At 67.1% G+C, this 23,942-nt stretch carries 18 protein-coding genes and 2 pseudogenes; 10 read left to right on the forward strand and 10 right to left on the reverse strand.

Translation table 11 applies throughout. The annotated features are described in order from the left end of the window. Positions 1-176 precede the first annotated feature (176 nt). Positions 177-1,232 carry an IS110 family RNA-guided transposase gene (locus AC5JJ1_RS20090; RefSeq protein WP_495786891.1) on the forward strand — a complete coding sequence of 352 codons (1,056 nt, stop codon included), beginning with the start codon at positions 177-179 and terminating at the stop codon, positions 1,230-1,232. Positions 1,233-1,538: 306 nt separating this feature from the next. Here AC5JJ1_RS20090 and AC5JJ1_RS20095 read toward each other — a convergent pair whose 3' ends face one another. Beyond that, positions 1,539-2,051, reverse strand: coding sequence for a hypothetical protein (locus AC5JJ1_RS20095; protein WP_495786892.1), 513 nt, complete (start codon positions 2,049-2,051; stop codon positions 1,539-1,541). 368 nt (positions 2,052-2,419) lie between these two features. Here AC5JJ1_RS20095 and AC5JJ1_RS20100 point away from each other — a divergent pair, with 368 nt between their 5' ends. Further along, entirely contained in the window at positions 2,420-3,175 is a 756-nt protein-coding gene (locus tag AC5JJ1_RS20100; RefSeq protein WP_495786893.1) for an IS6 family transposase, read from the forward strand. A gap of 62 nt (positions 3,176-3,237) precedes the next feature. Then, positions 3,238-3,660, forward strand: a complete 423-nt coding sequence (locus AC5JJ1_RS20105) for an IS6 family transposase (RefSeq protein WP_495786894.1) — start codon at positions 3,238-3,240, stop codon at positions 3,658-3,660. Positions 3,661-3,861: 201 nt separating this feature from the next. On the opposite strand, the gene AC5JJ1_RS20110 is transcribed toward AC5JJ1_RS20105, so the two are convergent. From AC5JJ1_RS20110 to AC5JJ1_RS20125, 4 genes are all read right to left on the reverse strand, one after another. Further along, complete coding sequence (locus AC5JJ1_RS20110) at positions 3,862-9,030, reverse strand: Ig-like domain-containing protein (RefSeq protein WP_495786895.1); 5,169 nt, start codon at positions 9,028-9,030, stop codon at positions 3,862-3,864. 194 nt (positions 9,031-9,224) lie between these two features. After that, positions 9,225-9,593, reverse strand: coding sequence for a DDE-type integrase/transposase/recombinase (locus AC5JJ1_RS20115; protein WP_495786908.1), 369 nt, complete (start codon positions 9,591-9,593; stop codon positions 9,225-9,227). 321 nt (positions 9,594-9,914) lie between these two features. Then, positions 9,915-10,934 (reverse strand): rhamnan synthesis F family protein, encoded by a 1,020-nt coding sequence (locus AC5JJ1_RS20120; protein ID WP_495786896.1) that lies wholly within the window; start codon positions 10,932-10,934, stop codon positions 9,915-9,917. 29 nt (positions 10,935-10,963) lie between these two features. Then, a complete protein-coding gene (locus tag AC5JJ1_RS20125; RefSeq protein ID WP_495786897.1) occupies positions 10,964-12,691 on the reverse strand; it encodes a class I SAM-dependent methyltransferase in 1,728 nt (575 codons plus the stop codon). A 363-nt stretch (positions 12,692-13,054) separates the two neighbouring features. Between AC5JJ1_RS20125 and AC5JJ1_RS20130 the strand changes: the two are divergent. Then, a pseudogene (locus tag AC5JJ1_RS20130) lies at positions 13,055-13,894 on the forward strand (transposase); the annotation flags it as partial. A 58-nt stretch (positions 13,895-13,952) separates the two neighbouring features. Then, a pseudogene (locus AC5JJ1_RS20135) lies at positions 13,953-14,918 on the forward strand (IS5 family transposase). Positions 14,919-15,010: 92 nt separating this feature from the next. Here AC5JJ1_RS20135 and AC5JJ1_RS20140 read toward each other — a convergent pair. From AC5JJ1_RS20140 to AC5JJ1_RS20150, 3 genes are read right to left on the reverse strand one after another with little or no spacing between them, the layout of a single operon-like run. Beyond that, the gene (locus AC5JJ1_RS20140; RefSeq protein WP_495786898.1) at positions 15,011-17,386 is read right to left on the reverse strand and encodes a heavy metal translocating P-type ATPase; all 2,376 of its coding nucleotides are present in this window, start codon (positions 17,384-17,386) and stop codon (positions 15,011-15,013) included. 28 nt (positions 17,387-17,414) lie between these two features. Further along, on the reverse strand, positions 17,415-18,272 hold the full coding sequence (locus tag AC5JJ1_RS20145) for a DUF2189 domain-containing protein (protein ID WP_495786899.1): 858 nt from the start codon (positions 18,270-18,272) through the stop codon (positions 17,415-17,417). After that, entirely contained in the window at positions 18,269-18,481 is a 213-nt protein-coding gene (locus AC5JJ1_RS20150; protein ID WP_495786900.1) for a hypothetical protein, read from the reverse strand. The genes AC5JJ1_RS20145 and AC5JJ1_RS20150 overlap by 4 nt, the downstream gene beginning before the upstream one ends. A 128-nt stretch (positions 18,482-18,609) precedes the next feature. On the opposite strand from AC5JJ1_RS20150, the gene ccoN reads away from it, so the two are divergent. The 5 genes from ccoN to AC5JJ1_RS20175 are packed head-to-tail and all read left to right on the forward strand — an operon-like array spanning position 18,610 to position 22,366. Next, on the forward strand, positions 18,610-20,070 hold the full coding sequence (gene ccoN, locus AC5JJ1_RS20155) for a cytochrome-c oxidase, cbb3-type subunit I (protein ID WP_495786901.1): 1,461 nt from the start codon (positions 18,610-18,612) through the stop codon (positions 20,068-20,070). A gap of 6 nt (positions 20,071-20,076) precedes the next feature. Next, on the forward strand, positions 20,077-20,829 hold the full coding sequence (gene ccoO, locus AC5JJ1_RS20160; RefSeq protein WP_495786902.1) for a cytochrome-c oxidase, cbb3-type subunit II: 753 nt from the start codon (positions 20,077-20,079) through the stop codon (positions 20,827-20,829). Next, positions 20,826-20,990 (forward strand): cbb3-type cytochrome c oxidase subunit 3, encoded by a 165-nt coding sequence (locus AC5JJ1_RS20165; RefSeq protein ID WP_495786903.1) that lies wholly within the window; start codon positions 20,826-20,828, stop codon positions 20,988-20,990. The genes ccoO and AC5JJ1_RS20165 overlap by 4 nt, the downstream gene beginning before the upstream one ends. Then, positions 20,987-21,916: a cytochrome-c oxidase, cbb3-type subunit III gene (gene ccoP, locus AC5JJ1_RS20170; protein ID WP_495786904.1), complete on the forward strand. Its 930-nt coding sequence runs from the start codon at positions 20,987-20,989 to the stop codon at positions 21,914-21,916. The genes AC5JJ1_RS20165 and ccoP overlap by 4 nt, the downstream gene beginning before the upstream one ends. A gap of 6 nt (positions 21,917-21,922) precedes the next feature. Further along, positions 21,923-22,366, forward strand: a complete 444-nt coding sequence (locus AC5JJ1_RS20175; RefSeq protein WP_495786905.1) for a FixH family protein — start codon at positions 21,923-21,925, stop codon at positions 22,364-22,366. Here AC5JJ1_RS20175 and ccoS read toward each other — a convergent pair. Together ccoS and AC5JJ1_RS20185 are read right to left on the reverse strand one after the other, a co-directional pair. Beyond that, a complete protein-coding gene (gene ccoS / locus AC5JJ1_RS20180) occupies positions 22,334-22,516 on the reverse strand; it encodes a cbb3-type cytochrome oxidase assembly protein CcoS (protein ID WP_495786906.1) in 183 nt (60 codons plus the stop codon). The two genes, AC5JJ1_RS20175 and ccoS, sit on opposite strands and share 33 nt — an antisense overlap. Before the next feature lie 46 nt (positions 22,517-22,562). Further along, on the reverse strand, positions 22,563-23,300 hold the full coding sequence (locus AC5JJ1_RS20185) for an urease accessory protein UreH domain-containing protein (protein WP_495786907.1): 738 nt from the start codon (positions 23,298-23,300) through the stop codon (positions 22,563-22,565). Positions 23,301-23,942: the final 642 nt, after the last annotated feature.

The raw sequence follows: 23,942 nt of genomic DNA on the forward strand, positions 1-23,942 counted from the left end.
CCGCTCCCGCTTGCCAACATCATTGCGGTCCGTGATTCAGCAACAGCCTCCCGAGGCCCTTCATTGCGCGATCCTATCCACGCGACAACTGCTGTGATGGGGTGGACGGCCCCTGAGCGGCATCAATGTGCCAAACTCGGGTTGTTGAGGACACCGAGCGAGAGGAGCCGTCCGCCGTGAAGACTAGCGCAACAGCCGTCCCGACCACCATCGGCCTCGACATTGCCAAGAACTTTTTCCAGGTTCACGGGGTCGATGCCGCCGGCCAAGTCGTACTGCGCCGCAAGCTCAGCCGCGGAGATGTGCTCCCGTTTTTCAAGGGGCAGCCCAAGGTGCTGGTGGGCATCGAGGCGTGCGGCACGGGACACTACTGGGCTCGTGAGATCACCGCCCTTGGTCATGAGGTGAAGCTGCTACCGCCCACTTACGTCAAGCCGTACGTCAAGCGCGGCAAAACCGACGCCGCTGACGCCGAGGCGATTTGCGAAGCAGTCACCCGCCCCAACATGCATTTTGTGCCGATCAAGACGCCCGAACAGCAGGCGGCCATGATGATGCACCGCTCGCGCGAGCTGCTGGTTGGCCAAAGAACGGCTGTGGTGAACGCGCTCCGGGGTCACCTGGCCGAGTTGGGCATCGTCGCTACCAAAGGGATCCGCCGCGTCGCCGATCTCCTGGCAGAGCTGGTCGGCGCAGATGACACCAGGATGCCGCCGCTCGCTAAGGCATCACTCAACTGCCTCGCTGCCCAGCTCGAGGCAGTAGAGCTGCAGATCGACAGACTCGAGGTGCTGATTCTGGAGTGGCACAAAGGCAATGAGGCCAGCCGGCGCCTGGCCAAGATCCCCGGCGTTGGGCCGATCACGGCCTCGGCCGTCGTTGCGACGATCGGCGACGCCTCGAACTTCGCCTCCGCCCGGCACCTATCGGCGGCATGGGGGTTGACGCCGAAGCAGAACAGCAGTGGCGGCAAGGCCAAGCAAGGCGGCATCTCCAAAGCCGGTAACGCCTACCTGCGACGCCTGCTGTTCACCGGCGCCATTGCGGTGATCCGTAGCAAGAGGGCGCAGGAAGCCGAGAGCTGGCTGGGGAGGCTGCCTGAGCGCCGGCCAGCCAAGGTTGCGGCCATCGCCATAGCGAACAAGACCACCAGGGTGATCTGGGCCATGCTGCGTAGCGGCGAGGCGTATCGGGCCCCCAAGACCGCAGCAGCCGTGCCCGTTGCCGCGTAGGGCAGAGGTGAGAGCTTCCCCATCGGAGCTGCCGCGGCCGATGGGGGCGTGAGGGCGAAGTGGCGTGATGACAACACCGGTCGATCCCGGAACCCTGCCAAACCCGTCTGTGTCAGAGCGTCACCGAACGCGATGCTGTGATTGGGAGCAGGGTCGCGGATTCCATCAGGGCCCGCGGTCATGCGTACCGCACTTCGAGGCCGAACACATGACCGCACCCGACCGCGGCGCCACCACACCAAAAAGCCCTTGCACCAACGGGGCCGTCCACACATGACACGGGGGTCCGGCGAGCGTCAATGCAGGCTACCGACTGCCAAGCCTCGCTTCCAACAATGCTAAGCGCTCCTCGAGGCGAGCCACATCCCCTCGAACTTCGCGGACTCGTTCCTCCAGAACCGGTCCTAGTCGTGCGGCAACTTCGGTGGACATCTGTTCCCGCGCCATAGGTGTGAGGGGCTGCCCTTCCATCCGCGCAATTGCCCCATTCACCGCTTTCATGACGTCCGCTCCGAGGGCTGCCACCGCCGCGTCATGCCGCGCGTCTGCATTCCGCAGCAGGTCTATAGCGATGTCGCGCTGCACCAATTGCGCCGTCACCTCCACAGCGGTGAAGACAGTGAACGAACTGTCCGGCGTGGGCTGAGTCCCTCTAAATGGAAAGCAGTTCTCCAGCCTGCAGTCATAAGGTGTAGGCGCAACAACGTTGCCCGACACAGCGGTGCGCCCTGAGGCGTAAACCGGCAGTTCCGTGCTTTGCCAGCGGGCTACCCTTTCTTCGGCAGATGCCAAGCCGGTCGCGATGATGAGAATGGCCAAGCCGAACACCGTCGGCCTCAGGCGTCCAAGCGGCATGAGAAAGCCTCTCTTTGAATCCCCGCTTTCCGAGGGACCAATCTTCTCCACATCGGGGCATCGGGCTGAGTGAGCCTGCGATCATCGTCGCTCAGTCGAGCGGCCACGTGACCTGGCCTCAAGTTCGGCAATGCGGACTTCTATACGTGCAAGTTCGCTACGCACCGCGGTCGCAACTCGAGCTTCAACATCGCTGTTCAGTCTTGCAGAGATCTCCTGAGCCAAGTGGGCCTGCGCTTCGGGTGTAAGCCGCCCCCCTTCCAAGCTGACCAATCGGCCTTCGGTTCTGTTGCGTCCTTGCGGGGCCGGCCTGGACAGCTACAAACCGGGACATGGCGAGACGGCGGCGAGTGGCCTCGGTGAGACCGGATCAATCCTTCAAGGGGCGGCAGTTCACCGCCGAGGTGATCCTCTGGGCGGTCCGCTGGTACCTCATGTTCCCGGTGAGCTACCGCGACCTCGAACTGATGCTGGCTGATCGCGGCGTCGAGGTAGCGCATACCACGGTGTTCCGTTGGGTGCAGACCTACGCGCCGGAGATCGAGAAGCGCATTCGGCCGCACCTGCGCCTGAGCAACGGCTCATGGAGAGTCGATGAGACCTACGTGCGGGTGAAGGGGCGTTGGACCTATCTGTACCGGGCGGCCGACAGCCGCGGCCAGACGATTGATTTCCTGCTCTCGGCCAAGCGCGACGCCGAGGATGCAAAGCGCTTCTTGCGCAAGGCGTTGGGGCAGCCGCACACTGTGAACCCGCGCACCATCACCGTGGACAAGAACCCAGCTTACCCATGCGCCACGGCGGAGATGAAAGCGGACGACGAGCTATGGCGCATTGCTCGGCTACGACAATGCAAGTACCTCAATAACATCGTGGAACAAGATCATCGGGGCGTGAAGGGCCGCATACGATGTATGCGCGGTTTCAAGAGCAGCGGCTCTGCCGAGCGCTTCTGTCGAAGCTATGACGAGCTCCGGAACTTCCTCCGCTTGAGCAGCCGCCACAACCAATCTTTCCCGGCCAACCGCCGCCGCCTGCTTCACCTCCGTCATGCCACAACTGCGCTCGTTATTCTCGGAACGGCGTAACCGGAATCCGGCGATCACCTCTCGTCGTCAAGTTTGGCGCGAGCGCTGACAGAATCCGCGGGGTGAACCAGCATGGTGTCGTGCTCGACATCTTCGTCCAAGATCGCCGCAATGCCACGGCTGCCAAACGCTTCTTCAAACGCCTGCTGGTGGGCCTCAAGTACAAGCCCCGAGAGATCGTTACGGATGGGCTCCGCAGCTACGGCGTGGCGCAACGCGAGGTCCTGCCCGGTGTGCGGCATCGGACTAGCCGCTACCTGAACAATCGTGCTGAGAACTCCCACAGACCGACGCGACATCGAAAACGACAGATGCAGCGGTTCAAGTCACCAGAACAGGCCCAGCGGTTCCTCTCAGCACACGCGATGATCTACGGCCACTTCCGCCCACGTCGGCACCTGATGACCGCTAATCAATACCGTCGTTCGCGCGACAAGGCCTTCCGGATCTGGCAGCAGGAGACGTGTGCCCAGATGGCGGCGTGAGGTCGCGCAAGCTCCGTCTTGCGGTCAAACTCGTCTTGCCATCAACCAACGTGACAATCCCCAAGCTAAGCCCCCGTCCACCCAAACCGGGGGGGATCACTGATACAGTCCTCGGTTGGCATGGCCGCAAGCCAACCGAAGTCCAGGTATTCCACCCAAACTGGGCAAGCACGGCCAAAGCCGCACCCGCTCAATCCACTCTCAGCCAATCCAGAGCGAGCCACCGTGCTCCGTTGGGGCCGGCAGCCCAGCGCGGGCCATGCCGGTCCAAGTCACGCTGACGTCGTAGGTGCCATCGTTGTTCAAATCGGCATGCATGGTGGCGCCCTCCCAACCGGCAGCTCCAGCTTGGTCGACCCACACCGCACGGCTTACGCCTGCGACCCAGCCATTGATCACCAGCTTGTCGCCTGCGGTCCAATCGCCGATCGTGCTCCAGCTGGGCTGGCCCGGGGTGGCCGTGATGACGAATTCATCACGGCCACCTCCACCCAGCAGGAATCCGGATCCGGTCCCGCTGTCGATGACATCGTCTCCTGCACTACCATTCGCCGCATCGTCTCCGCCACGGAGGTCGAGGAAATCGTTGGTGTCGCCACCGCCGATCGCCTCGCCGTCCTCATGCCCGACCGCCTGATACTGCAAGCCTGCTCGGTCGCCCGTGTACAAGTCGAGCATCTCCTGATCGACCACCCCGTTGTGCACCGAGCCCGACAGCGGCTGGAGCACCACGGACGCCAGCAGGGCCTTGAGGTCCACCGATGCCTTGTCTGCGAAGGTGATCAGTTCGATGGACGAGAGCTTATCCTTGCCCTCCGGCCCGTCGACATACACCGTCCCGTCGCTCCCCAAGGCGAAGCGGTAGCTCGCCACGGAACCGGCATAGGACATCGTGTCGATGCCCGGGCCGCCATCGATCCGGTCCGCCCCGGGTCCGCCGATGATCAGGTCGGACCCGTTGCTGCCGACGAGCGCACCACCCGTTGCTCCCGCCTGGAGATGCTGCGGCAGCAGATCCACGGCGAATGTCACCGCAGTGCTGTTGACCCCGTCGGACAGCACGAAGGCGACATCCTCATGCCCCTGGTCGAGCGAGCGCGCAGCAAAGCTGAGCTTGCCCGCATCGACGTCGGACTGGAGGAAGGTGTCGCCCTGGGCCAGCGCATGGCCGTCCAGGAGGAACTCGCCAAGGGTGGACGCAGCGGCGAGCTTGAAGACGAGATGGCCATGATCGGCTCGGCTGTCCCTCGCCGCGAGGAGATCGGCTCTGATCCTGACAGCCTCCCCGCCCTGCACCAGCGCCACGCCCTTGTTGACGGTGAGGCTTGGGGCTGCGGTGTCGAGGATGAGGGTGATCGGCTCTGCCTGGCCGGCATTGCCGCCCCTGTCCGTCTCGGACGCGGTGATGATATGAGGCCCGTCGCCCGACAGCATCGCTTCGAGCCGCCAGGTGCCCGTAGCAGCAACCAAGGCCGCGCCCAGCATCGTCGAGCCATCCCGCACCGTGACCGGGCGACCCGCCTCCCCTGTTCCCATGAGGATTTGATGGGGGTCGCCGATGAGCCCACTCGCCGTGGTGAAGGCGATGGCCGGCGGAACCGTATCCACCCCCAAGCCAAGGGCTTTCGCCGCCCCCGCCAAGCTGACCGGATTCCCGGCGCCATCGGTGACGTCCCCGCCCTGCAGCCGCAAGCCAGTGACCGAGAGGGCGGCGGTATCCGCCCCGGGCGCAACCACGTAGGTAAAGCTCAGGGTGCGGTGGTCGGTACCCAGCACATCCGTGGAAAGGACCACGCCGTTGGACAGCAGCAGCTCCACCGTGGTCCCTGAGGGCAGGGTGACGTCCTCGCTGAGGGTGACCGCGACGACGGCCTTGTCCCCGGCATTCAGGATGTTGGCGACAGCCCCGACGGTAGAATCCAGGCGGACCACCGACACCGTGGGCGTAACCGTATCGACGCTCCAGCTGTAGGAAGTCGGCGTCGGGTCGGCATTCCCTGCAGTGTCGACCGCCCGGATGGCGATGTCGTGCGGCCCATCGGCGAGGCCGTCCAGCCGAGCGACCCCGTCCACAACGGCCAGGGGCAACCAAGCCGCCGCTCCATCCAGCTTGAACTGGTAGGTCAGGCCCGGCTCTTCTGGCGGCAGCTGGAACACGGCCGTCGCCGACTTCGCCATGATCGCCGGCGCCGCCACCAGGGCGCCCGTGTCAGGCGCAATGGTGTCGACCGCGATCACCTGGCCTGCGGTGAACCCAGCCGCCAGGGGATGGCCCTGCCGGTCCGCGATCGCGGTCCCGGAGGTCACCAGCTCGAGATGGATCTGGCCATCCCCGGCCAACCCCGTCACGGGGACATCCCAGAGGGACCCGCCTTCCCGGGTGACCGGCGTGCCGATGACGCCGGAGACGCCGGTCCCGACCAGGGCGAAGTCGGTCGCCGCGACACCCACGGCTGGTGCGGTGAAGGTCACGGTGAACAGCTGCTGTGCGGCATTGGCTGCGGCAGGCGCCGCCTCGATGGAGGTCACCGCCAGCGGCACCCCCGGCAGGACGAAGGTCACGCCCGTTTGGGGGTGGTTGCCAGGCTGGTCGACAACCGCCGCCCCCGAGAGGGTCAACGTGTCGCCCACCGACAGCGACGCCCCCGAGCCGAGGGTGAGGATGAAGGCATTGCTCATCGCAACCCCGTCCACGACGGGGCGGAGGGATGCGCCAATACCCAGGTTCCCGGTCGAGGGCACCGACAGGTCCGCCAGGTCGAGCCCCGCCGTCGCCACCGGCTCACTGAGGGTCAGGCGGAGGGTGTCCCCCTCGCCATACATGCCGGTCCGGTCCAACCCATGCTGCACGACTGGGTCGACCAGGGCGGTTGTCGGCGCCCGGTGATCCAGCAGGTAGGACGACTGCCCCTGGTCCTGGGGAATGTCGGCCCGCAGAGGATTGCCTGCGGCGTCGCTCGCGCCGCCCGTCGCCACCAGCGCCAGGGAAACGCGGCCATCGACGGTCGCCACGTCACCGCCCGAGATCTGCACGTCATAGCCGTAGGGGACAGCCGCGGCCGCCTTCACGGAAATCACGCCGGTTGCGCCCTGGACCGCGAAGTCGTCTCCGCTCAGCCCGATGACAGCCTCGTCGAAGACAACCCGGAAGGTCAGGCTCGAGGCGTTGGTGACCTCGTCAGCACCTGCGGCACGCTCGATCGACACCACATGCGGGCTTGTCGCGTCCCGAAGATAGGCCATGCTCGCCGGCATCGCAGCCACCGGGTTTCCGGCGAGGTCATGGATTGGCGAGCTTACCGGATTGGCCTCGAGGCGGAACTCACCATCGCCCGCCAACCCGGACACACGGACAACGTAGTGGCTGGCATCCGTTGCCGTAACCGACGTGATGGACCCCGAGCCGCCTGCCGGCCGCACGAGGACGAAGCTGCCGGCATCGACCCCATCGACCGCCTCGGAGAAGGTCACCAGGAAGTCGACATTGGCATCGTGCCCGATTGCGGACCCCGAGGGACCGGCCGAGAGGACCTCCGGCCGCACCACATCCCGCATGAAGCTGGTGATGGTGGGCGTCCCGACGGTCAGCGGGTTTCCATGCGTGTCGACGATGCCGCTGCCGCTGGCCAAGGCGGCAACGCTGAAAGCGCCACTCCCCGTGAACCCGCTGGCTGTCACCAGGAACTGCGTCGCGCTGACCTGGGAAATGCCGGTGATCGAGCCAGTACCACCCGTCGGTGCCTGCAGTTCGAAGGACGCCGCGGTGACGCCGGCCACTGCCTCGGTGAAAGCGACGACAAACTGCGCGCTGTCGGCGTTGCCTGCCGGATTCCCCGAGAGCGTGACGGAGGTGACCTGCGGTCCGACGGCATCGAGCAGGACAGGCGTCCCCGCCAGGCTCCCGGTCACCGCATTCCCTGCAAGGTCGGTGATGCCACCGCCACCGGGCTTCAGGTCCAGGTGGTACGCACCCTCGGCCGTCATATGGCTGACGGACACGCGGTAGCCATCGACACCCCAGGCGCTCACCTGATCGATCGTGCCCGAGACCCCATCGGGGCTGACGAGGGTGAAGCTGCTGATTGCCCCGCCGGTGACCGCCTCGGAGAACTTCACGTAGAAATCGGCCGAAGTCGCCTGCGGCGTCGTCCCGGCCGCCACTACGGAACTGACGAGAGTCGGCGCGGTCCCATCGCGAAGGTAGGCGGAGCTGGTGGGCATCGTTGCGATCGGGTTCGAGAACTGGTCGGTGATGCCGCCACCGCCCGCGGCGACCGCAAGCTTGAACTCGCCGTCACCCTGCAGGTCGGCCACATGGACGATGTAGTGCGAGCTGTCGACGGCGGTGACCAAATCGATCCGGCCCGAACCACCCGTTGGAAGCACCAGCCGGAAGGCGCCAGCGGCGACGCCCGTGACAGCCTCCGAGAAGTCGATCTTGAAATCGGCCGTGGTCGCATGCCCCCTGGCTGGACCGTTGGGGACGAATTGGACCACCCCGGGGCCGGTCTGATCGAGGGTGTAGGCGCCGCCGGCATAGCCGGAGATCCTCGCATTCCCCGCGAGGTCGGCGACTCCGCCACCGTTCGAGGCCAGGTTCACATGGTAGACGCCATCGCCCGACAGGCCCGCGGTGCGGACGACATAATGCCGGGCATCGGTTTGCGTGACCGAGGTGATGCTTCCCGCAGCCCCTGTCGGCTTGTCGAGGACGAAGCTGTTGGCGGTGACGCCCGTCACGTCCTCGGTGAAGGTCACGTCAAAGGTCGGCGCGGAACTGGCCCCAGCGGTCGCTCCATGCGGCGCCAGCAAGGAAACGTCCGGCGGTGTCGTATCGGACGGAAGCCAGGTGCTGGGAGGCGGGCTCGAGTAGCGGCCGACCGTCGCCCACCCCGGATGATCGGTCACATTGTAATCCGTCTGCAGGTACGAGCCCTGCGGAGCCGCGAAGGAACTGTTCCGAACGAGGAAACCGGGGGATGACAGGATCGCCGTGGTACCGGCCGGATCCCCAAGGGTGTCGTAGGTCTGGCCACCCTTGACGATCGCCAGGCCGACCGTCCTGACGTTGAGGGAAGCCGCGGTCCCTGTCCCGCCAAACTCCCGCTCATCGTTGTAATAATACAACGAAGTAACATCGAACAGGTCATAGAATTCCGGATCTATGACGAGATAGTTGACACGCGGCAGGATCGCCTGGATCGGCGCCGTGTAATTCGATGCGGTATGCGTATCCGGATTATAAAGGTAGACGACGAGGCTGTAGCCTGATGCTGAGTTCGCCGGGTCCGGATTGACGATATTGAGGATGACCTGATCCGGGCTATTGAACGAGTATTCAGCAAAAAACGGGGTCGATGGAACCGGCATAGGAGATCCTGAAGAGCGGAGGACGTGACTCCCGCTCTCTAGGCGCAATCGGTGACCAGAAAGTGAGTGTGAAACCGCAACGTATCGGGCGAGCCTCGCCCAGGCCTGCGAGACGATGCTGCTGTCGCACTCGGCCCGTCTCGACCAATAGGGCGTCGGTGCCCGGATTTGCGTGAGCGTGCACTACGGCACCGTCAACCTGTCGCCATTGAACCGCCAGAGAACGTAGGCCGAAGGCAACTTGGGTGCGGATAGCAAGCTTCTACTGCAACCCCGCCGATCTCGGCCCACGCCTCAAACTCACGCGCCCTTGCGGCTCGACATTCACTGGCGCTGACGTGGTCGCGGCAAGAATGGAACAGGCTGGTGCTCCGGTCGTAGGCGCAAAGGAAGCGCTGTGCCCGCCGTGCTGACTTGAATCGTTCCATCTGCCGCTGTCGTCTCCGCATCGGCTGGCGTGAATTCAAAGCCCGATTGCTAAGCCGTTTGTGCCGGCGGTGCTCGACATCGGGAGTCACCTCGCGTGTGGATGCCTCGTAACTTGGGAGCTTGTCGGTGATCATTGTCAGCTCGAACTTCCTGAGCGGCACAGCGGATTTCGACGTCTTCTTGCTCGACAGGTGCAACGGGGAGACGACCTGGGCCGCTATTACCGACTGGCAGCCAGGCGAGCAGTTCTCGATCCGGGGTTGGCACCCAGGGGTGAGTCGGACGCATCGGGCCGATTTCGACGAGGCCGGGGGTACAAGGGCGCCACGCTCCACGCCGACCGAACAGGACGCACTGCTCCGGTTCGCCTGACGGTCAGGACAAGGGCAAGCACAGGATCCTGGCCGGCCGGGATCAATCACCGGGGCGACGAGCCACTGCCGGCCGGCAAGCGGTCAGGGGGCGCGCCCGCGTAGGCTCCGCCGGAGATCGGCCAGAACCGGACCGAGCGCCTCCGGCGCCGTGGCTGCCAGCACAGACTGCCAGGCCGCCACACCGGGAACCCGTGTTGGATTGTGCCGCAGCAGCTCGCGCTTGATGAAAGGGAACTCCGCTTCGACCAAGACGCACCAGAGATCGCTGGTCGGGTTCATTGCCACACGACGGGCAGCGGCCTGGACCAGCCGCAAAGCCTCCGCCGCCGCGACCGCGTCGAAGGGGTCGCAGCCGGCGTCCAACTCCGGCGGGAAGGTGGCGAGGCGCCGGCGCGCATCGAGGACCAGCTCGTCATAAGGCCAGACTGCCGCGCAGCGCAGCCCGGCATCGAGCAAGCGCTGCGTCAGCCCCACCTCATACTGCCGCACCACCCACCATTTGGACTGTACGTCGCGCACCTCGTCCCAGAAGGCGGCGAAGGCGGCGCTGGCGAGCGCCCTCGGGCCGAAGCCGAGGAGGTAGCTCTGCAGGTGATAGGCATGCTGCCAGCTCTCCGTCGGGCTCCAGGCGTCGACGGTAGCGAAATCCATGCGCGCCAGCATCGCGCCGAGGGGTTTGAAGGGCCCGTACACGCTGTCATTGGCCAGCAGGAGGCATTCGGTTCCCGCACCAAAGGGGCCGATCCGGCGCAGCGCATCCCGCCAGGCACCGAAGTCGTAGCCGATATTGCGCCGGATCAAGACCCGCGCGGCATGCCCGATCGCCCAGGCCAAGTCGGCCGCGGCGAGCCGACCGGAATTGCTCACCAGAACGACGGAGAAGCCCTCGGCCCGGAACGCCTCGACATAAAGGCGAACATGTTGGCGGAATTCACCGAGCGGGTCATAGTGGCAGAAGATCACGGTACGCGTACCGAGGTCGGGCCGGGTACCAGGCAGGTCGAGCAGCACCTGGTCCCGGCTGCCTGCGGCCCAGGCCAGCCCAGCTGCTGCATAGCCATGCGGCGCCAGCCAGGCCTGCTGGCTGAGTCGGCCGAGCAAGGCTGCGGCGTTGATGATCCGACGGAGTCTCACCGCGGGTTACCAACCCTGCCTGCATGGTGGGGTGGCGGCGGAGGTGCGCCGGGCAACGTGGCCAGGCGCGCCACCGAATGCTCCAGCTCCCGCAAGGCCGTCCTCGCACCGAGCTTCCGCAGGGCCAGAATTTCCGCATCCAGCAACGGCCAGAACAGGCCGAGTGCCGAGCCCGTCGCGCCCGCGGCGAGGCCGGCCTCGACCGCCGCCCGCCCGGCCCTTAGGAAGGGCAGTGCCGCGGCGGGATCGCCCCCCCTCCGCTGCAGCTCCAGCGTCGCACGGCAATAGAGCGCGTCGAGTTCGTCATCCGTGAGCAGCGCACCGGCCCGGGCGCGTGCCATCGGCGGCTCCGCCACCCCGGACAAGCTGGCGGCGGCGGCCAAGTGGCCGCCATTGACGAGGCCGACCAGACAGCGGCGGAGCACCGCCTCACGGCGTCGCGTGCCAACTTCCCCTGGCGCCGCTGGAAGGGCGGCGAGCCGGGTCTCGAGCGACGGGTCGCCTAGGCCGGCCAAGACGATTGCGGCCTCCCCCCGGGCGGTCCAGCCGACATCCTCTGCATCCCCATCATCACTGCCGAGTTGCGCGAGGGCGGCGCGCAGCCGGTCGCTTGCGGCCGCGGCGGCGTCGAGCAGCGGCAGCACGACCGGCCCATTCGCCCCAAGATGTAGCCGGTGCCAGGCGCGATGGAGCAGAAGCCCGCCAAGGCAGAGCGGCTCCGCGGCAGCCAGGGCTTCGAGAGTAATGGATGGCTGGGGCGGCTTGCGGGAGGCGGCTGCCTCCGGCGGGAAGCCATAGCGGTCGGTGCAGGCGGCGGCGAGTTCGCCGTACAAGCTCTGGGCCATGTCCAGATCCTGCGCTACGACCGCCTCGCGGTAGGCGCGGACGGCAAAGCCGAGCCAGAGATCGGAGCCAAGCGACGCTCCGCGCGCTGCCTCGGCCAAGTAGCGCCGGTAGCGGGACCGGTCTATCTCCGTGCCAGCCGTCCAACGCGGCGCACCGGTTGCAGCGCGGGCGAACAGTGAGGCGCCGACCTTCTGCACCTCGACCGTTCCGAAGCCCGCCTCCCGCAATACCGCCTCCAGGCTGCGCGCGGATTGCAGGACTAGGTGGTAGCCGGGCGAGAGCAGCGGGACGAGCAGCCCGGGCGGAGTCTGCGGCACCGCTGCCTCGGCGGCCGGGGTGGTCAGCAGCAGCACGCCACCGGGCGCGAGGGCGGCACGCAGAATGCGGGCGAAGGCGTGCGGGTCAGGCACGTGCTCGATGACCTCGGAGACCATGACGACGTCGTGGTCGTCGTCGGCGTCCTCCAGCCGCAGGTAGCGCCCCTCAATGGGCAGGCCGAGCGCCTCGCGCCCCGCCGCTGCGAAGGGCGAGGGGTCGAGGCCTCGCCCGGTCCACCCCAGGCCGCGGATGGCAAAGTCGAGCGTCAAGCCGAAGCCGCACCCGACCTCAAGGTAGCGGGCACCCGCTGGCAGGTCGAGCGTGCCAAGATGGATCGCGGCGCCGCCAGGATTGGCGCCTTGCTGCAGGTAGAATGCAAGGGACGCTCCTGCGGCCGGGCTCTCGGCGGCGTAGTCGGCGGGGGTCAGCGGGTCGAAGAAGCGGCAGCCGCAACCATCGCAGTCCAGCAGCGTCGTCACCAACCCCGAGGCGGCGGGCAGGGCGACGCGCAGAATCCCACGCTTTGTGCCGGCGCTGCCGCAATTGGGGCACGACCGCACCACGGCCGCCTCCTTGAGCCAAACAATGCTGGAGGGGCCCGACGGCCAAGTGCCAGTGCTGGGTGAAACGGGGGACTGTCCGAGGTCGCTGCGCATCCTCCTCTCCCCGTGCCAGAACTTCCGCCGGACCGCCAGACGGCAGGCAGCCGCAGACGCGGAAGCCGATGGGACGACGGGCCGGACGTTGCAATATCAGCAACTTCAGTGAGGGGGCGCCCCGGCTCGGCCTCAGGAGGAAGACCACTGACGTGGCGCCGAACTCCTCACAGGAATCAACGAAGCTCTGCTCCGGTCGCTAGGTCGCCTGCCATGACGTGGGTGGATTCAAGTGGTCGTCGCAACACCATGATTGAGGAGGTTGCGGTGAGTGGGCGACGACGGTCGGATCGGGCACTCCGTCCTGTGTTGAAGCGGTCACCTGGCCGCCCGGGGGTGGCCCAGCGCGAAAGCCGACGACGGTTCTGGGCGGCCATTGCAGCGGGTGTGTCGAGCGAGGAGGCAGCGAGCAGCGCCGGCGTATCGCCTCCGGTAGGCTACCGCTGGTTCCGGGAGGCGGGCGGCATGCCACCGAAGATACTTGCGCCATCGTCGAAGCTAAAATCGGAGCGGTACCTGCTGTTTGCGGAGCGCGAGGAGATCGCGTTGCTGCGGGCACAGGGCTGCGGGGTGCGGGAGACAGCCCGACGATTGGGCCGGGACGCGTCGACCATCTCGCGTGAGTTGCGGCGCAATGCGGCGACGCGCAGCGGCAATCTGGAGTACCGGGCCACAACGGCCCAGTGGCATGCTGAGCGAGCGGCGCGTCGGCCCAAGCCGGCGAAGCTGGCGGTGAACACGGTCTTGCGGAAGTATGTGCAGGACCGGTTGGCTGGGGAGATTGCTGGCCCTGGCGGAACCTCGGCTCGCGGGCCTGTTGTTTCTTGGAAAAGCCGGCGCCATGGGCGGCAGCACCGTCGCTGGGGCAAGGCCTGGAGCCCTGAGCAGATTGCCAAGCGGTTGCGGCTAGACTTTCCTGGTGACGAGACGATGCGCATCAGCCACGAGGCGATCTACCAAGCGCTGTACGTGCAAGGACGCGGCGCGCTGCGGCGGGAACTAACCGCTTGCCTGCGAACGGGACGGGCGCTGCGGATGCCACGGGCGCGCAGCCGCGGTCGGGGCAAGTCGCATGTCACGCCACTTTGTTGCATCGGTCGCCGGCCTGGATGGCTTCGGGTAGGGTGAAGCTGGGGCCCGTCCCCTCCAACCTGAAGGGCCCCACTTGCCATTCAAGACGAACGCCGATCGCCGGCACCACATCCCCAAGCAGCGCCACAAGGTGACGAACTGGGCGGCGTATGATGCCGGCCTGCGCGCCCGCGGCAGTCTGACCGTGTGGTTCTCCGAGGCGGCGGTCGAGGGCTGGCGCGCCGAAGCGCGCAGCGGTCGGGGCGGCCAGCCGAAGTAATCGGCCCTGGCGATCGCAACCGCCTTGACGCTGCGGGCCGTGTTCCGCCTAGCGTTGCGCCAAACTGAGGGCCTGATCGGCTCCATCTTGCAGTTGCTCGGCCTCGATCTCGCGGTGCCGGACCATTCGACCCTGAGCCGCCGGGCCGAGGCGCTGGAAGTGGCGCGGCCGCGTTGCGGCGGCGAGCCAGTGCACCTGTTGGTGGACAGCACCGGGCTGCGGCTGTGCGGGCCCGGCGGCTGGCTGGAGGAGAAGCACGGCACCAAGCGGCGCCGGGCTTGGCGGGTGCTCCACCTCGCCACCGACGCCGATACCGGCGAAATCGTCGCCTCAGTGCTGACCGACCGGGATGCCGACGATGGCTCCCAGGTCGGTCCCTTGCTCGACAAGGTGGATGGGCCGGTGGCAGCCTTGACCGGCGACGGCGCCTACGACCGCGACGATGTCTATGCCCAGGTCGGGGCACGGCATCCCGAGGCGGCCGTCATCGTGCCGCCGCGCGCCAACGCAGTGCCGAGTGCAGCCGCGGAGACTGCACCGACGCGGCGCGATGCGCATCTGCGATGTATTGCCCAGCGCGGCAGGATGGGCTGGCAGCGGGCGTCGGGTTACGGCTGGCGCGCCTTGGTGGAGTCTGACATCTCGCGCTGGAAGCGGGTCGTCGGCGAAGGGCTGCGCTTTCAGACAGACGGGCGCCAAGCGACCGAAGTGGCGATCGCGGGGAACATGCTGAACCGAATGCTGGACCTCGGACGCCCGGAGTACGTCCGGACCGCATGACCTGGAATCGAGTGGAGCTCAATGTGCCTAATCCGCCGACCCATGCAACAGAGTTGCAATCCGCGCCTAACCACCCGCCTGATACGCACGCATCAACGAGTGCTCGGCTGCCAGATATTTTTGGCTCGCAAAGCATTAAGCGTGACGGCCAGCGACGACGACGCCATGACTAGCGCGGCGAAGAGGGGAATGACATGGCCGGTCACGGCCATTGGCACGGCGACGGCGTTGTAGCCCAGTGAAAAGGCAATGTTCTGCCGCATCAGGCGCTGCGCCCGACGCGCTGCCGCGATCGCCACCGGCAGCGCATCCAGCCGCCCAGGATTGACGATAAGATCGGCGGCCCGCTGGGCGATGTCTGCTCCTTCGCCAAGGCAGACCGACACATGGGCGGTCGCCAGCGCCGCGGCGTCGTTGATGCCGTCCCCAACCATCATGGGACGGCGGCCTGCGGCTTTCAGGGCCCCCAGGCGGACGGCCTTGTCCTCGGGCGTGGCCGCTGCGGTCGAGTGCGCAATTCCCGCCTGCCGCGCGACCTCCGAGACCACGCCGGGCGCATCACCGGACAGCACCTCCACTGCAAGTCCGAGCGCGCGCAACCTCTGCACGGCCTCGGGTGCATCCGAGCGCATTTGGTCGTGAAAGCGGAAGATGACGGGCTGCCGCCCCGCCTGCCTGAAGCAAAGCGCCGTCGCGCCCCCCTGCGCGGGAACACCGACAAAGGCGGCGCTGCCGAGCAGGTCGCCCTCGGCCTCCAGTCCCTGACCAGGCATCTCACAGACGCTCGGGCGTGCTGGTGCGTCAGGGCAGGCGGCGGCCAGGGCCTGGGCCAACGGGTGGCGACTGGCGCGCGCGAGGCCCGCGGCGGCCCGCAGCTGCTCCTCGGCCCAATCCCCCGGCACCAGGCTAGGGCGCCCGGCTGTCAGCGTGCCGGTTTTGTCCAGCACAGCGTAGTCGGCTGAGGCAAGGCGCTCGAGTGCGCTACCGTTCGAGACCAGCACGCCCCGGTGGAAGAGGGCACCGACTGCGACCGACTGCACCGTGGGCACGGCCAGCGCTAGACCGCATGGGCAGGTGATAATGAGAACAGTGACCGCTGTGACTAGGGCGGACTGCCAGCCCACCCCTATCCATAGCCACCAGCCGAGGAAGGTCAGCGCGGCGAGGCCGTGCACGGAGGGGACGTAGAGGCGCACGGCACGGTCGGCGATCCGAACGAAGCGCCCGCGTGCCTGCTCGCCCTGTTCCAGCAGCCGGGCGGCCGCGGCCAGCGAGCCCTCGCTCGCGGCGCGCGTGACCCGGAAGACAGCGGCGGCCCCGAGATTGACGGCTCCGGCCGCGACAGCGTCACCTGCGGAGGCTTGGCGCGGCAGGCTCTCACCGGTGGTGATGCTGATGTCGAGCAGCGCCTCGCCAGACTCCAGGACGGCATCCAGCCGCAGCCGCTCGCCCATGGCGACCAGAAGGCGGTCGCCCGCCGAGGCCGCACCGACGGAAACCCTTTCCACCACGCCGTCAGGCCCCAGGCGGGAGACGTCGCCCTCTTGGAGCGCCAGGAGCTCCGACACCGCTTGGCGGGCCCGCCGCCGGGCGGCACGATCCAGGAGCCGGCCCGCCAGCAGCAGGGCCAGGAGGGCGGTCGCGCTGTCGAACCAAGTGAAGGGGCCGTTAAGGGCCGCCTCGACCAGCGACATGGCCGTGGTCGCCAAGACGGCGACGGAGACGGCCACGTCCATGTTGAGCCGCCCGGCCCTGAGGCTGCCGAGTGCGCTGCGGTAGATCGGGATGCCCGCGGTGAGGATGACGGGGACCCCGACCAGCGCGGCCAGCCAGTGGAGGGTGCCCCGGGTCGCCTCGCCCATGTCCCACCCGGCCCAGACGCAGACCGAGAGCAGCATCACATTGATGGCGCCGAAGGTGGCGATGCCGAGGGAGCGAACGAGCTCCCTGCCCTCGGCGTCGTCGGCCTCCCGAAGGCAGGCACCCGACCAAGGGACGGCGCGGAAGCCCAGCTGGGCCAGCAGGGAGGCGTAGTCGTTCGCACGCCCGGATTCTCCCCTCCATGTCACGGCTAGGCGCCGGGTCGAGAGGGAGAGGCGGGCCGCCAGCACGTCTGGTTCGGCCGCGAGGCTCTGCTCGATGAGCCAGACGCAAGCGCCGCAGGTGAGGCCGGCGACCATCAGTTCGAGGCAGCACTCGCCATCCCCCAGCACCTGGGCGTGGGCCGCGAAGTCCTCGGACGGGGCGGCAACTGCGGGGCGGAGAGAGCCGTCGGCGATCTCCCGGCGACAATAGAAGGCGTCGAGCCCCAGGCCCGACACCAGGGCGTGCGCGCCCTCGCACCCCGTGCAGCAGAACGGCGTGCCACCGATGGAGGGTGCGCCGCAATGGGCGCAAGGCGCAGAGCTGTCCGCCGCTGCGTGCCAAAGCGCCGCTTGACCAGGTGTCGCAGCCGCGGCCAGGCTCATGGCCTTGCCTCGGCTGGCAGGCTCTGGGTCACCCCTGGTGCGAACCTGGCTCGGCGGTGGCACCGACCAGTTCCGCGTAGGCGTGCCACGTCGCGTGTCCGATCACCGGAACAGCAAGTAGCAAGCCGAAGAAGCCCGCACCGATGCCGATCAGCGTCGCAATGGCGATGAGGAAGGCCCAGAGCGCCATGGTGGCAGGGCTGCTGAGGCAGGCGCGCAGGCTGGTCATAGCCGCAGTCATCGCATCCACAGGCCGGTCCACCAGCATCGGCAGGCTGACGGCACTGACGGCGAAGACCAGCGCTGAGAGGATGCCCCCGATGCCGAAGGAGGCGAGCATGAAGCCGAAGTCGGACAGCGCCGTCCCCAGGAAAGCGTCGAGCGGCGGCGACTCCAAGCCGAAGAAAAGGAACCAGATCATGGTGGCGACGCGGAGCCAGCCATAGAGGAACAGCATCAGCAGCGCCCCCATGAAGCCGATGCCCCAGCGGTTGCGGTTGAAGCCGGTCAACAGCGCTCCCGCACCGGCGGGCTCACCCCGCGCATGGCGGCGACTAACCTCGTAGAGGGGTACCGCGAGGAGCGGCGCGGCCAGCATGAAGCCGGTGATGAGCGGCAGCACGAAGACGGCGCTCTCGATCCGCCACATCGCCAGCACCACGAACCAGCCGATTGCGACGCAGGCCAAACCGACGCAAAGGCCGGGCACGGGGGCGCGCCGGAAGTCCTGCCAGCCCGCTCCAACCCACCGCGCGATCGCCTCGGGCGGTGCCCGCCTGACGGGGATGCCCGCCGCGACGAGTTCGCCTGATGCGCTAACGGGATCGACGGAGGCACCGACGGGCTCGTCCTCGAATCGCCCGGGAGCGGGAACCGGCCCGGTCACGGCAGGAGCCGCGTGATAATGCGGCTGGCCCAGAAGGCGCCGAACAGAGCAAACAACAGGCCGCTGATGGACATGTAATCGTCGGCGGCGCGCGCCGCGAGCACCAGTCCGCCAAGGACCAGCGCAACCACCAAGGCCCCCCAGGCGAAGAGTGAAAAGCCGTAGTCGCCAGCGGCTGTCGAGCGAGCCGAAGCTGTGTCCTTGGCCATTGTTCCTCCTCGGTGCGGATACAAAGCACTGCATCCATGTTGCCGAGTGCGCAAGAACGGTTGTAGGAGAATTGAGACCGTTTGTAACTCGAAGTGGCATCACAGCGTTGTGACACAAGGGGGGCCAGATGAGCGCGACAGGCACGCAGGTCAGAACGTTCCCTGATCGAGAAGCGCCGCCCGATTATGACGACCACGTCGTCCGGTTATTCATTCTAGCTTCAGTCTTCTGGGCCCTGGTCGGCATGGGGATGGGCGTCCTCATTGCTGCGCAGATGGTCTGGCCGCAGTTGAACATCGAGCCCTGGTTCAGTTTCGGCAGGCTGAGGCCGGTGCACACCAGCGGCGTAGTGTTCGCCTTCGGCGGCAACGCCGTCATCGGTACAAGCCTCTACTGCGTCCAGCGCACATGCCGCGCGCGCCTGCCCGGTCGCTTCGCCGCCGAGTTCGTCTTTTGGGGCTACCAGTTCTTCATCGTGCTCGCCGCGCTTGGTTACGTCATGGGCGTGACGCAGAGCCGCGAATACGCCGAGCCTGAGTGGCTGACGGACCTCTGGCTGGCGGTCGTGTGGCTGACCTATCTCGGTCTCTTCGTCGGCACGCTACTGAGACGACGTGAGGCCCACATCTACGTGGCGAACTGGTACTACCTGGCGTTCATTGTCGCTGTGACGGTCCTGCACGTGGTCAACAACCTTGCGGTGCCGCTGGCCTGGAACGAGAGCAACAGCGTTTCGCTCTTCGGCGGCGTTCAGGACGCGATGACGCAGTGGTGGTACGGGCACAACGCGGTGGGCTTCTTCCTCACCGCGGGATTCCTTGGCGTCATGTATTACTACCTGCCGAAGCGGGCCGAGGCGCCGATCTGGTCCTACCGCCTCTCCATCATATCCTTCTGGTCACTGGTCTTCATGTACATGTGGGCCGGACCGCACCACCTGCACTACACGAGCCTGCCGGACTGGGTGCAGACGCTCGGCATGGCTTTCACCATCATGCTCTGGATGCCGTCCTGGGCCTCGGCGCTGAACGGCTTCATGACGGCCTCTGGCCGCTGGGATCGGCTGCGCACGGACCCGGTGCTCCGCTTCATGATCGTGGCCGTCGTCTTCTACGCCGTCGCCACCTTCGAGGGTCCCTTCATGGGCGTGCGCACGGTCAATGGCCTCTCCCACTACACCGAGTGGACGATCAGCCATGTTCATTCCGGCGCGCTCGGCTGGAACGGCTTCATCGTCTTCGGCGCCATCTACTACCTGGTGCCGAAGATTTGGGGGAAGCCAGCCATGCACTCTCGAGCCGCCATCGAGTGGCACTTCTGGCTCGGGCTGGCCGGGATCATGCTCTACGTGACGGCCATGTGGGGCGCTGGCGTCATGCAGGGGCTTATGTGGCGCGCCTACACCTCCCTCGGCTTCCTCAAATACTCCTTCCTCGACACGGTGATCGCGGCGAAGCCCTACTACGCCATGCGCTTCCTTGGCGGGCTGCTCTATCTTGCGGGTGCTGCGGTCATGGCTTGGAATGTCTGGCGCACCGTACGCGAGGAGGCTCCTGCCCCCGCCGCGGTGGCGGCCCCGGCGGAGTGACCTGAGATGGCCACCGACAACAACTCCCCGGCCTTCGCCCGGCTCCACGGGCGCTTCGAGCGTCGCGCCATCCGCTTCGCGCTCGCCATCCTCGGCGTGCTCTCGGTCGGCGGACTCGTCGAGATCGCGCCCCTCTTTGCCCTTGAGGGCACGGTCGAAAGGGTGGCGGGCATGCGGCCCTACACGCCGCTCGAGCTCGCGGGCCGCGGCGTCTACGTCCGCGAGGGCTGCTACGTCTGCCACAGCCAGCAGATCCGTCCCTTCCGCGACGAGGTGGAGCGCTACGGCCCTTACTCGCTGGCCGCAGAGAGCATGTACGATCACCCCTTCCAGTGGGGCTCCAAGCGCACCGGGCCCGACCTTGCGCGCATTGGCAACAAGTACTCCGATGCCTGGCACGTCCGCCACCTGATCAATCCGCGCGACGTCGTGCCCGCCTCTATCATGCCGTCCTACTCCTTCCTGGCCACGACGCCGCTCCCGGCGGACCGGATAGGAAGGCTGATGCGCGCCCACAGCAATGTCGGCGTGCCCTATACCGACGAGCAGTTGGCCAACGCCCGCGCCGATCTCGTGGCCCAGGCGGATCCGGAAGCCGACACCAGCGGCTTCTCGGCACGTTACGCCAAGGCGCAGGCGAGGAACTTCGACGGCCAGCCGGGCGTGACCGAGATGGACGCACTCGTCGCCTACCTTCAGATGCTCGGCACGCTGGCTGAGTTCGACTGGCGTCGGCCCAGCCAGGAGATGCTGCGGTGAGCGGGCTGGGCTTCCCCCAACTGGTGCAGATCGGGGTCCTCCTGCTCTTCGTCGCGGTCTTCGTCGGGCTGCTGATCTCCATGTTCCGGCCCGGAGCCCGCGAGGAGGCACGCCAGGCGGCGAGCATACCCTTCAGCGACGATGGGAAGGACGGACGATGACCCCCCCGCCCGACGAAGGAAATCTTGGGCAGCAGGTTCCTCCCCGGCCCGCGGCCTCAGGCAACACCGCGCCGGAGCGGGATCCGCATTCCCCGCTCCGCAACGCCTTGCCGGAATTCGATGGCATCCGTGAACTCGACAGCAGCCCGCCGAAAATCTGGACCTACATCTACCTCCTGACCTTCCTGGGCGCGATCTGGCTCTGGTTCGCCTACCCGGCCTGGCCCTGGTTCGGCGGCGCAACTCGCGGGTTCCTGGAATGGAGTTCCCGCGGCGAGTTGTCCCGATCCGTCCAGCAGGCTGAGGCGGGCGCACCTGCCATCGCCAAGCGCTTCGCTGTTGCAAGCTGGGACGAAATCAACGCCGACCCGAACCTGCGCGCCTACGGCGCCGCTGCAGGCCGGGGGCTGTTCGGCGAGAACTGTGCGCCGTGCCATGGGATCAACGGCCGCGGCAACGAGGGCTTTCCTAACCTGACCGACGGGGATTGGCTCTGGGGCGGCACCCCCGAGGCGATCGAGCGCACCCTGCATGTCGGCATCCGCTGGTCCGGCTCCGAGGAAACCAGAACCAGCCAGATGCCCGCTTTTGGAGCGCAGAAACTGCTTGATCGGCCGCAGATCCTCGACCTCGTCGAGCACGTCCGCTCGCTCTCCGGTCAAAAACACGACGCCGTGGCCGCAGGCAGAGCCAAACCCGTCTTCGCCGAGAGTTGTGCTTCCTGCCACGGCGAGGACGCGCGCGGGAACCAGGAGATGGGCGCACCGAACCTCACTGACGGCGTCTGGCTCTACGGCGGCGGCAGCAAGGAGATTTACGAGACCCTCTGGCACGGCCGTGGGGGCGTCATGCCCGCCTTCGGCGGCCGTCTGTCCGATGACATGATCCGCAAGCTGGTGTTGCACCTCCGCAGCCTGGGCGAGTAGGCCACCATGGAGCGACGCTGGATCCCCCTGTTGGCTGTGTCCCCGCTGCTGGCGCTCATGGCGGCCGACGCGGTCATGGCGGTTCTCGCCACCAGCACCGACCCAGGGCTCGTCGCCGACGCTCCCCGACGTATCGGCATGGCCAGGCTCGCGCCCGCGGCGGAACTGCGGGTCGATGCCTTGGCCGAGAGGCAGAATGATGGAACCTACTTGATGACCCTCCGACTGCGCGACGCCAGGGGTGCACTGGTGCCCGCCGCCGCCGCTGAGGGCCGCCTGGAACGTACGACCCATGCTGGCGCCGACCAATCGCTGTCCTTCTCCGAAGCTGGCGGCGGCACCTGGCAGGCCAGGCTGGTTCTGCCGGACGCAGGGGCTTGGCAGGTCACGCTGGCCGCCCGTGATGAGGATGGCCGCTCAGCCCTCGCGGTGATCCGTCTGGTGCCCTGATTCCTTCCGGGGCAGGTCGTCGTGGAGGATGCGCCAAGCAGCCCCGTCGAGATCCTCGAACTGGCCGGAGCGCACGCACCAGAGGAACACGCCGAGCGCGGTCCCGGCGGCGAGGAGCGTAATGGGTAAGAGCCAGAGCAGCGCGTACATCAGCGGCTCCGCTCGTCGCCCAGCCAGTCCGGAACGACCCAGCGCGCTAGGTCACCATCCATGCCGCCATCCCCAGAAGCACGAAGCCGTTGATGGAGAAGAGCGCCGCACTGGCCATCCGCAACCAAGGGCCACGGCGGCGCCCGAACAGTCGTCCAAGAAGGGCGACCCCCGTGAGGCCTGGTACAGTCCCGAGGACGAAAGCCAGCATGGAGAGCGCCCCAGCCAACGCGCTCCCGGAGGCGGCCGCGGCGGCGAGCGCGCTGTAGAGCAGGCCGCAGGGCAGCGCGGAAAGCAGGAGACCCAGCAGAATACCCCGCGCGCCTGTCGGGGCGGCCACGAGGCCACCGATCCGCCGCTGCGCGAAGCCCGGCAGGCGCAGCGTCGGCATGGACAACCGAGGCAGCATCCTGGCCAGCCGCGAGGACGCCTGCCCCAGCATGAGCAGGGCGGCGAGCAGCAGCAGTGCCGCGAGCACCCAGCGCAGGCCGCCAGCCAGGCTCAGCACCCCTGCCGCGCCGCCCGCGGCCGCGCCGAGCAGGCTGTAGCCGATGACCCGACCGGCTTGGTAGGGCAGCAGGGCCGCCCCAGCCAGTCGCCGCAGCGCGTCGCCACCAGCAGTGGCCTCGGCACATGCGGCCGACTGGGCCAACACGAAAGGAGCGCACATGCCCGCGCAGTGTGTAAGGCCACCTGCCAAGCCCGTTAGGAAGAGTCCGCCCATGAGGGCTGCTAGTCCGGCGGGGCCGAGAGCATCGAGGCCGTGCAGGCAGTTCGCAAGCATGCTTATACCTTAGCCCAACATTGAGTAGGCCCACCATCTTTGGCCCGGTCCCTTACCCCGGGCTCGATCGCCCTCACCCTGTCCCCAGACCCCGGTTACAAGTCGAGCAGCTTGCTGGCGCTCTCGGTGACCAGCTTGGCCCGGCGGACATAGTCGCGCATGGTCTTGAGGTCGCGGTAGCGGGTGACCTCATCACCTGCTCATCGCGGGCGCCGGCCATATAGACCTCGGTCACGAAGCTGGCCCGCAGCCCATGCGGCGACAGCCGCTCCGAACTGTGTAACGGGAGACTGCACCGTACCTTCCCGGTGATCTGCCCCTTCCGGCTCTCTGAATTAGGGTATCCCCCCCGTGGTGGTTCTTCCTAACCGCCAGTCGCTGAGCATTCAGCGGCAAGGCTCGATGCGGCTGGCTGACTTGCGGTAAGTGCCGCTTGTCGCAAGCGATGCGAGGCTTGCCACAATCTCAAAAGACTTATGCATCGGACACTTCGACGGGACGTCACTGCAGAGAGCGGATGCCTATGCGCCTGTGACACGGGGGCGAGAATCATGCTCCCGGTGCGGCGCATTTCCATATCGCCCCTTATCTTGAGTTTGCACATGCTGTGACGACCTCGTCATGATGCATGGATCCAGAAAA

The organism is Belnapia sp., from assembly GCF_059504005.1.

Bases quoted from the DNA above. Each gene is read 5' to 3' on its own strand.
- AC5JJ1_RS20100 (WP_495786893.1), top strand. From the start codon at position 2,420: ATGGCGAGACGGCGGCGAGTGGCCTCGGTGAGACCGGATCAATCCTTC.
- AC5JJ1_RS20110 (WP_495786895.1), bottom strand. From the start codon at position 9,030: ATGCCGGTTCCATCGACCCCGTTTTTTGCTGAATACTCGTTCAATAGC.
- AC5JJ1_RS20115 (WP_495786908.1), bottom strand. From the start codon at position 9,593: ATGATCACCGACAAGCTCCCAAGTTACGAGGCATCCACACGCGAGGTG.
- AC5JJ1_RS20140 (WP_495786898.1), bottom strand. From the start codon at position 17,386: ATGAGCCTGGCCGCGGCTGCGACACCTGGTCAAGCGGCGCTTTGGCAC.
- AC5JJ1_RS20150 (WP_495786900.1), bottom strand. From the start codon at position 18,481: ATGGCCAAGGACACAGCTTCGGCTCGCTCGACAGCCGCTGGCGACTAC.
- ccoN (WP_495786901.1), top strand. From the start codon at position 18,610: ATGAGCGCGACAGGCACGCAGGTCAGAACGTTCCCTGATCGAGAAGCG.
- ccoO (WP_495786902.1), top strand. From the start codon at position 20,077: ATGGCCACCGACAACAACTCCCCGGCCTTCGCCCGGCTCCACGGGCGC.
- ccoP (WP_495786904.1), top strand. From the start codon at position 20,987: ATGACCCCCCCGCCCGACGAAGGAAATCTTGGGCAGCAGGTTCCTCCC.
- AC5JJ1_RS20175 (WP_495786905.1), top strand. From the start codon at position 21,923: ATGGAGCGACGCTGGATCCCCCTGTTGGCTGTGTCCCCGCTGCTGGCG.
- ccoS (WP_495786906.1), bottom strand. From the start codon at position 22,516: ATGTACGCGCTGCTCTGGCTCTTACCCATTACGCTCCTCGCCGCCGGG.
- AC5JJ1_RS20185 (WP_495786907.1), bottom strand. From the start codon at position 23,300: ATGCTTGCGAACTGCCTGCACGGCCTCGATGCTCTCGGCCCCGCCGGA.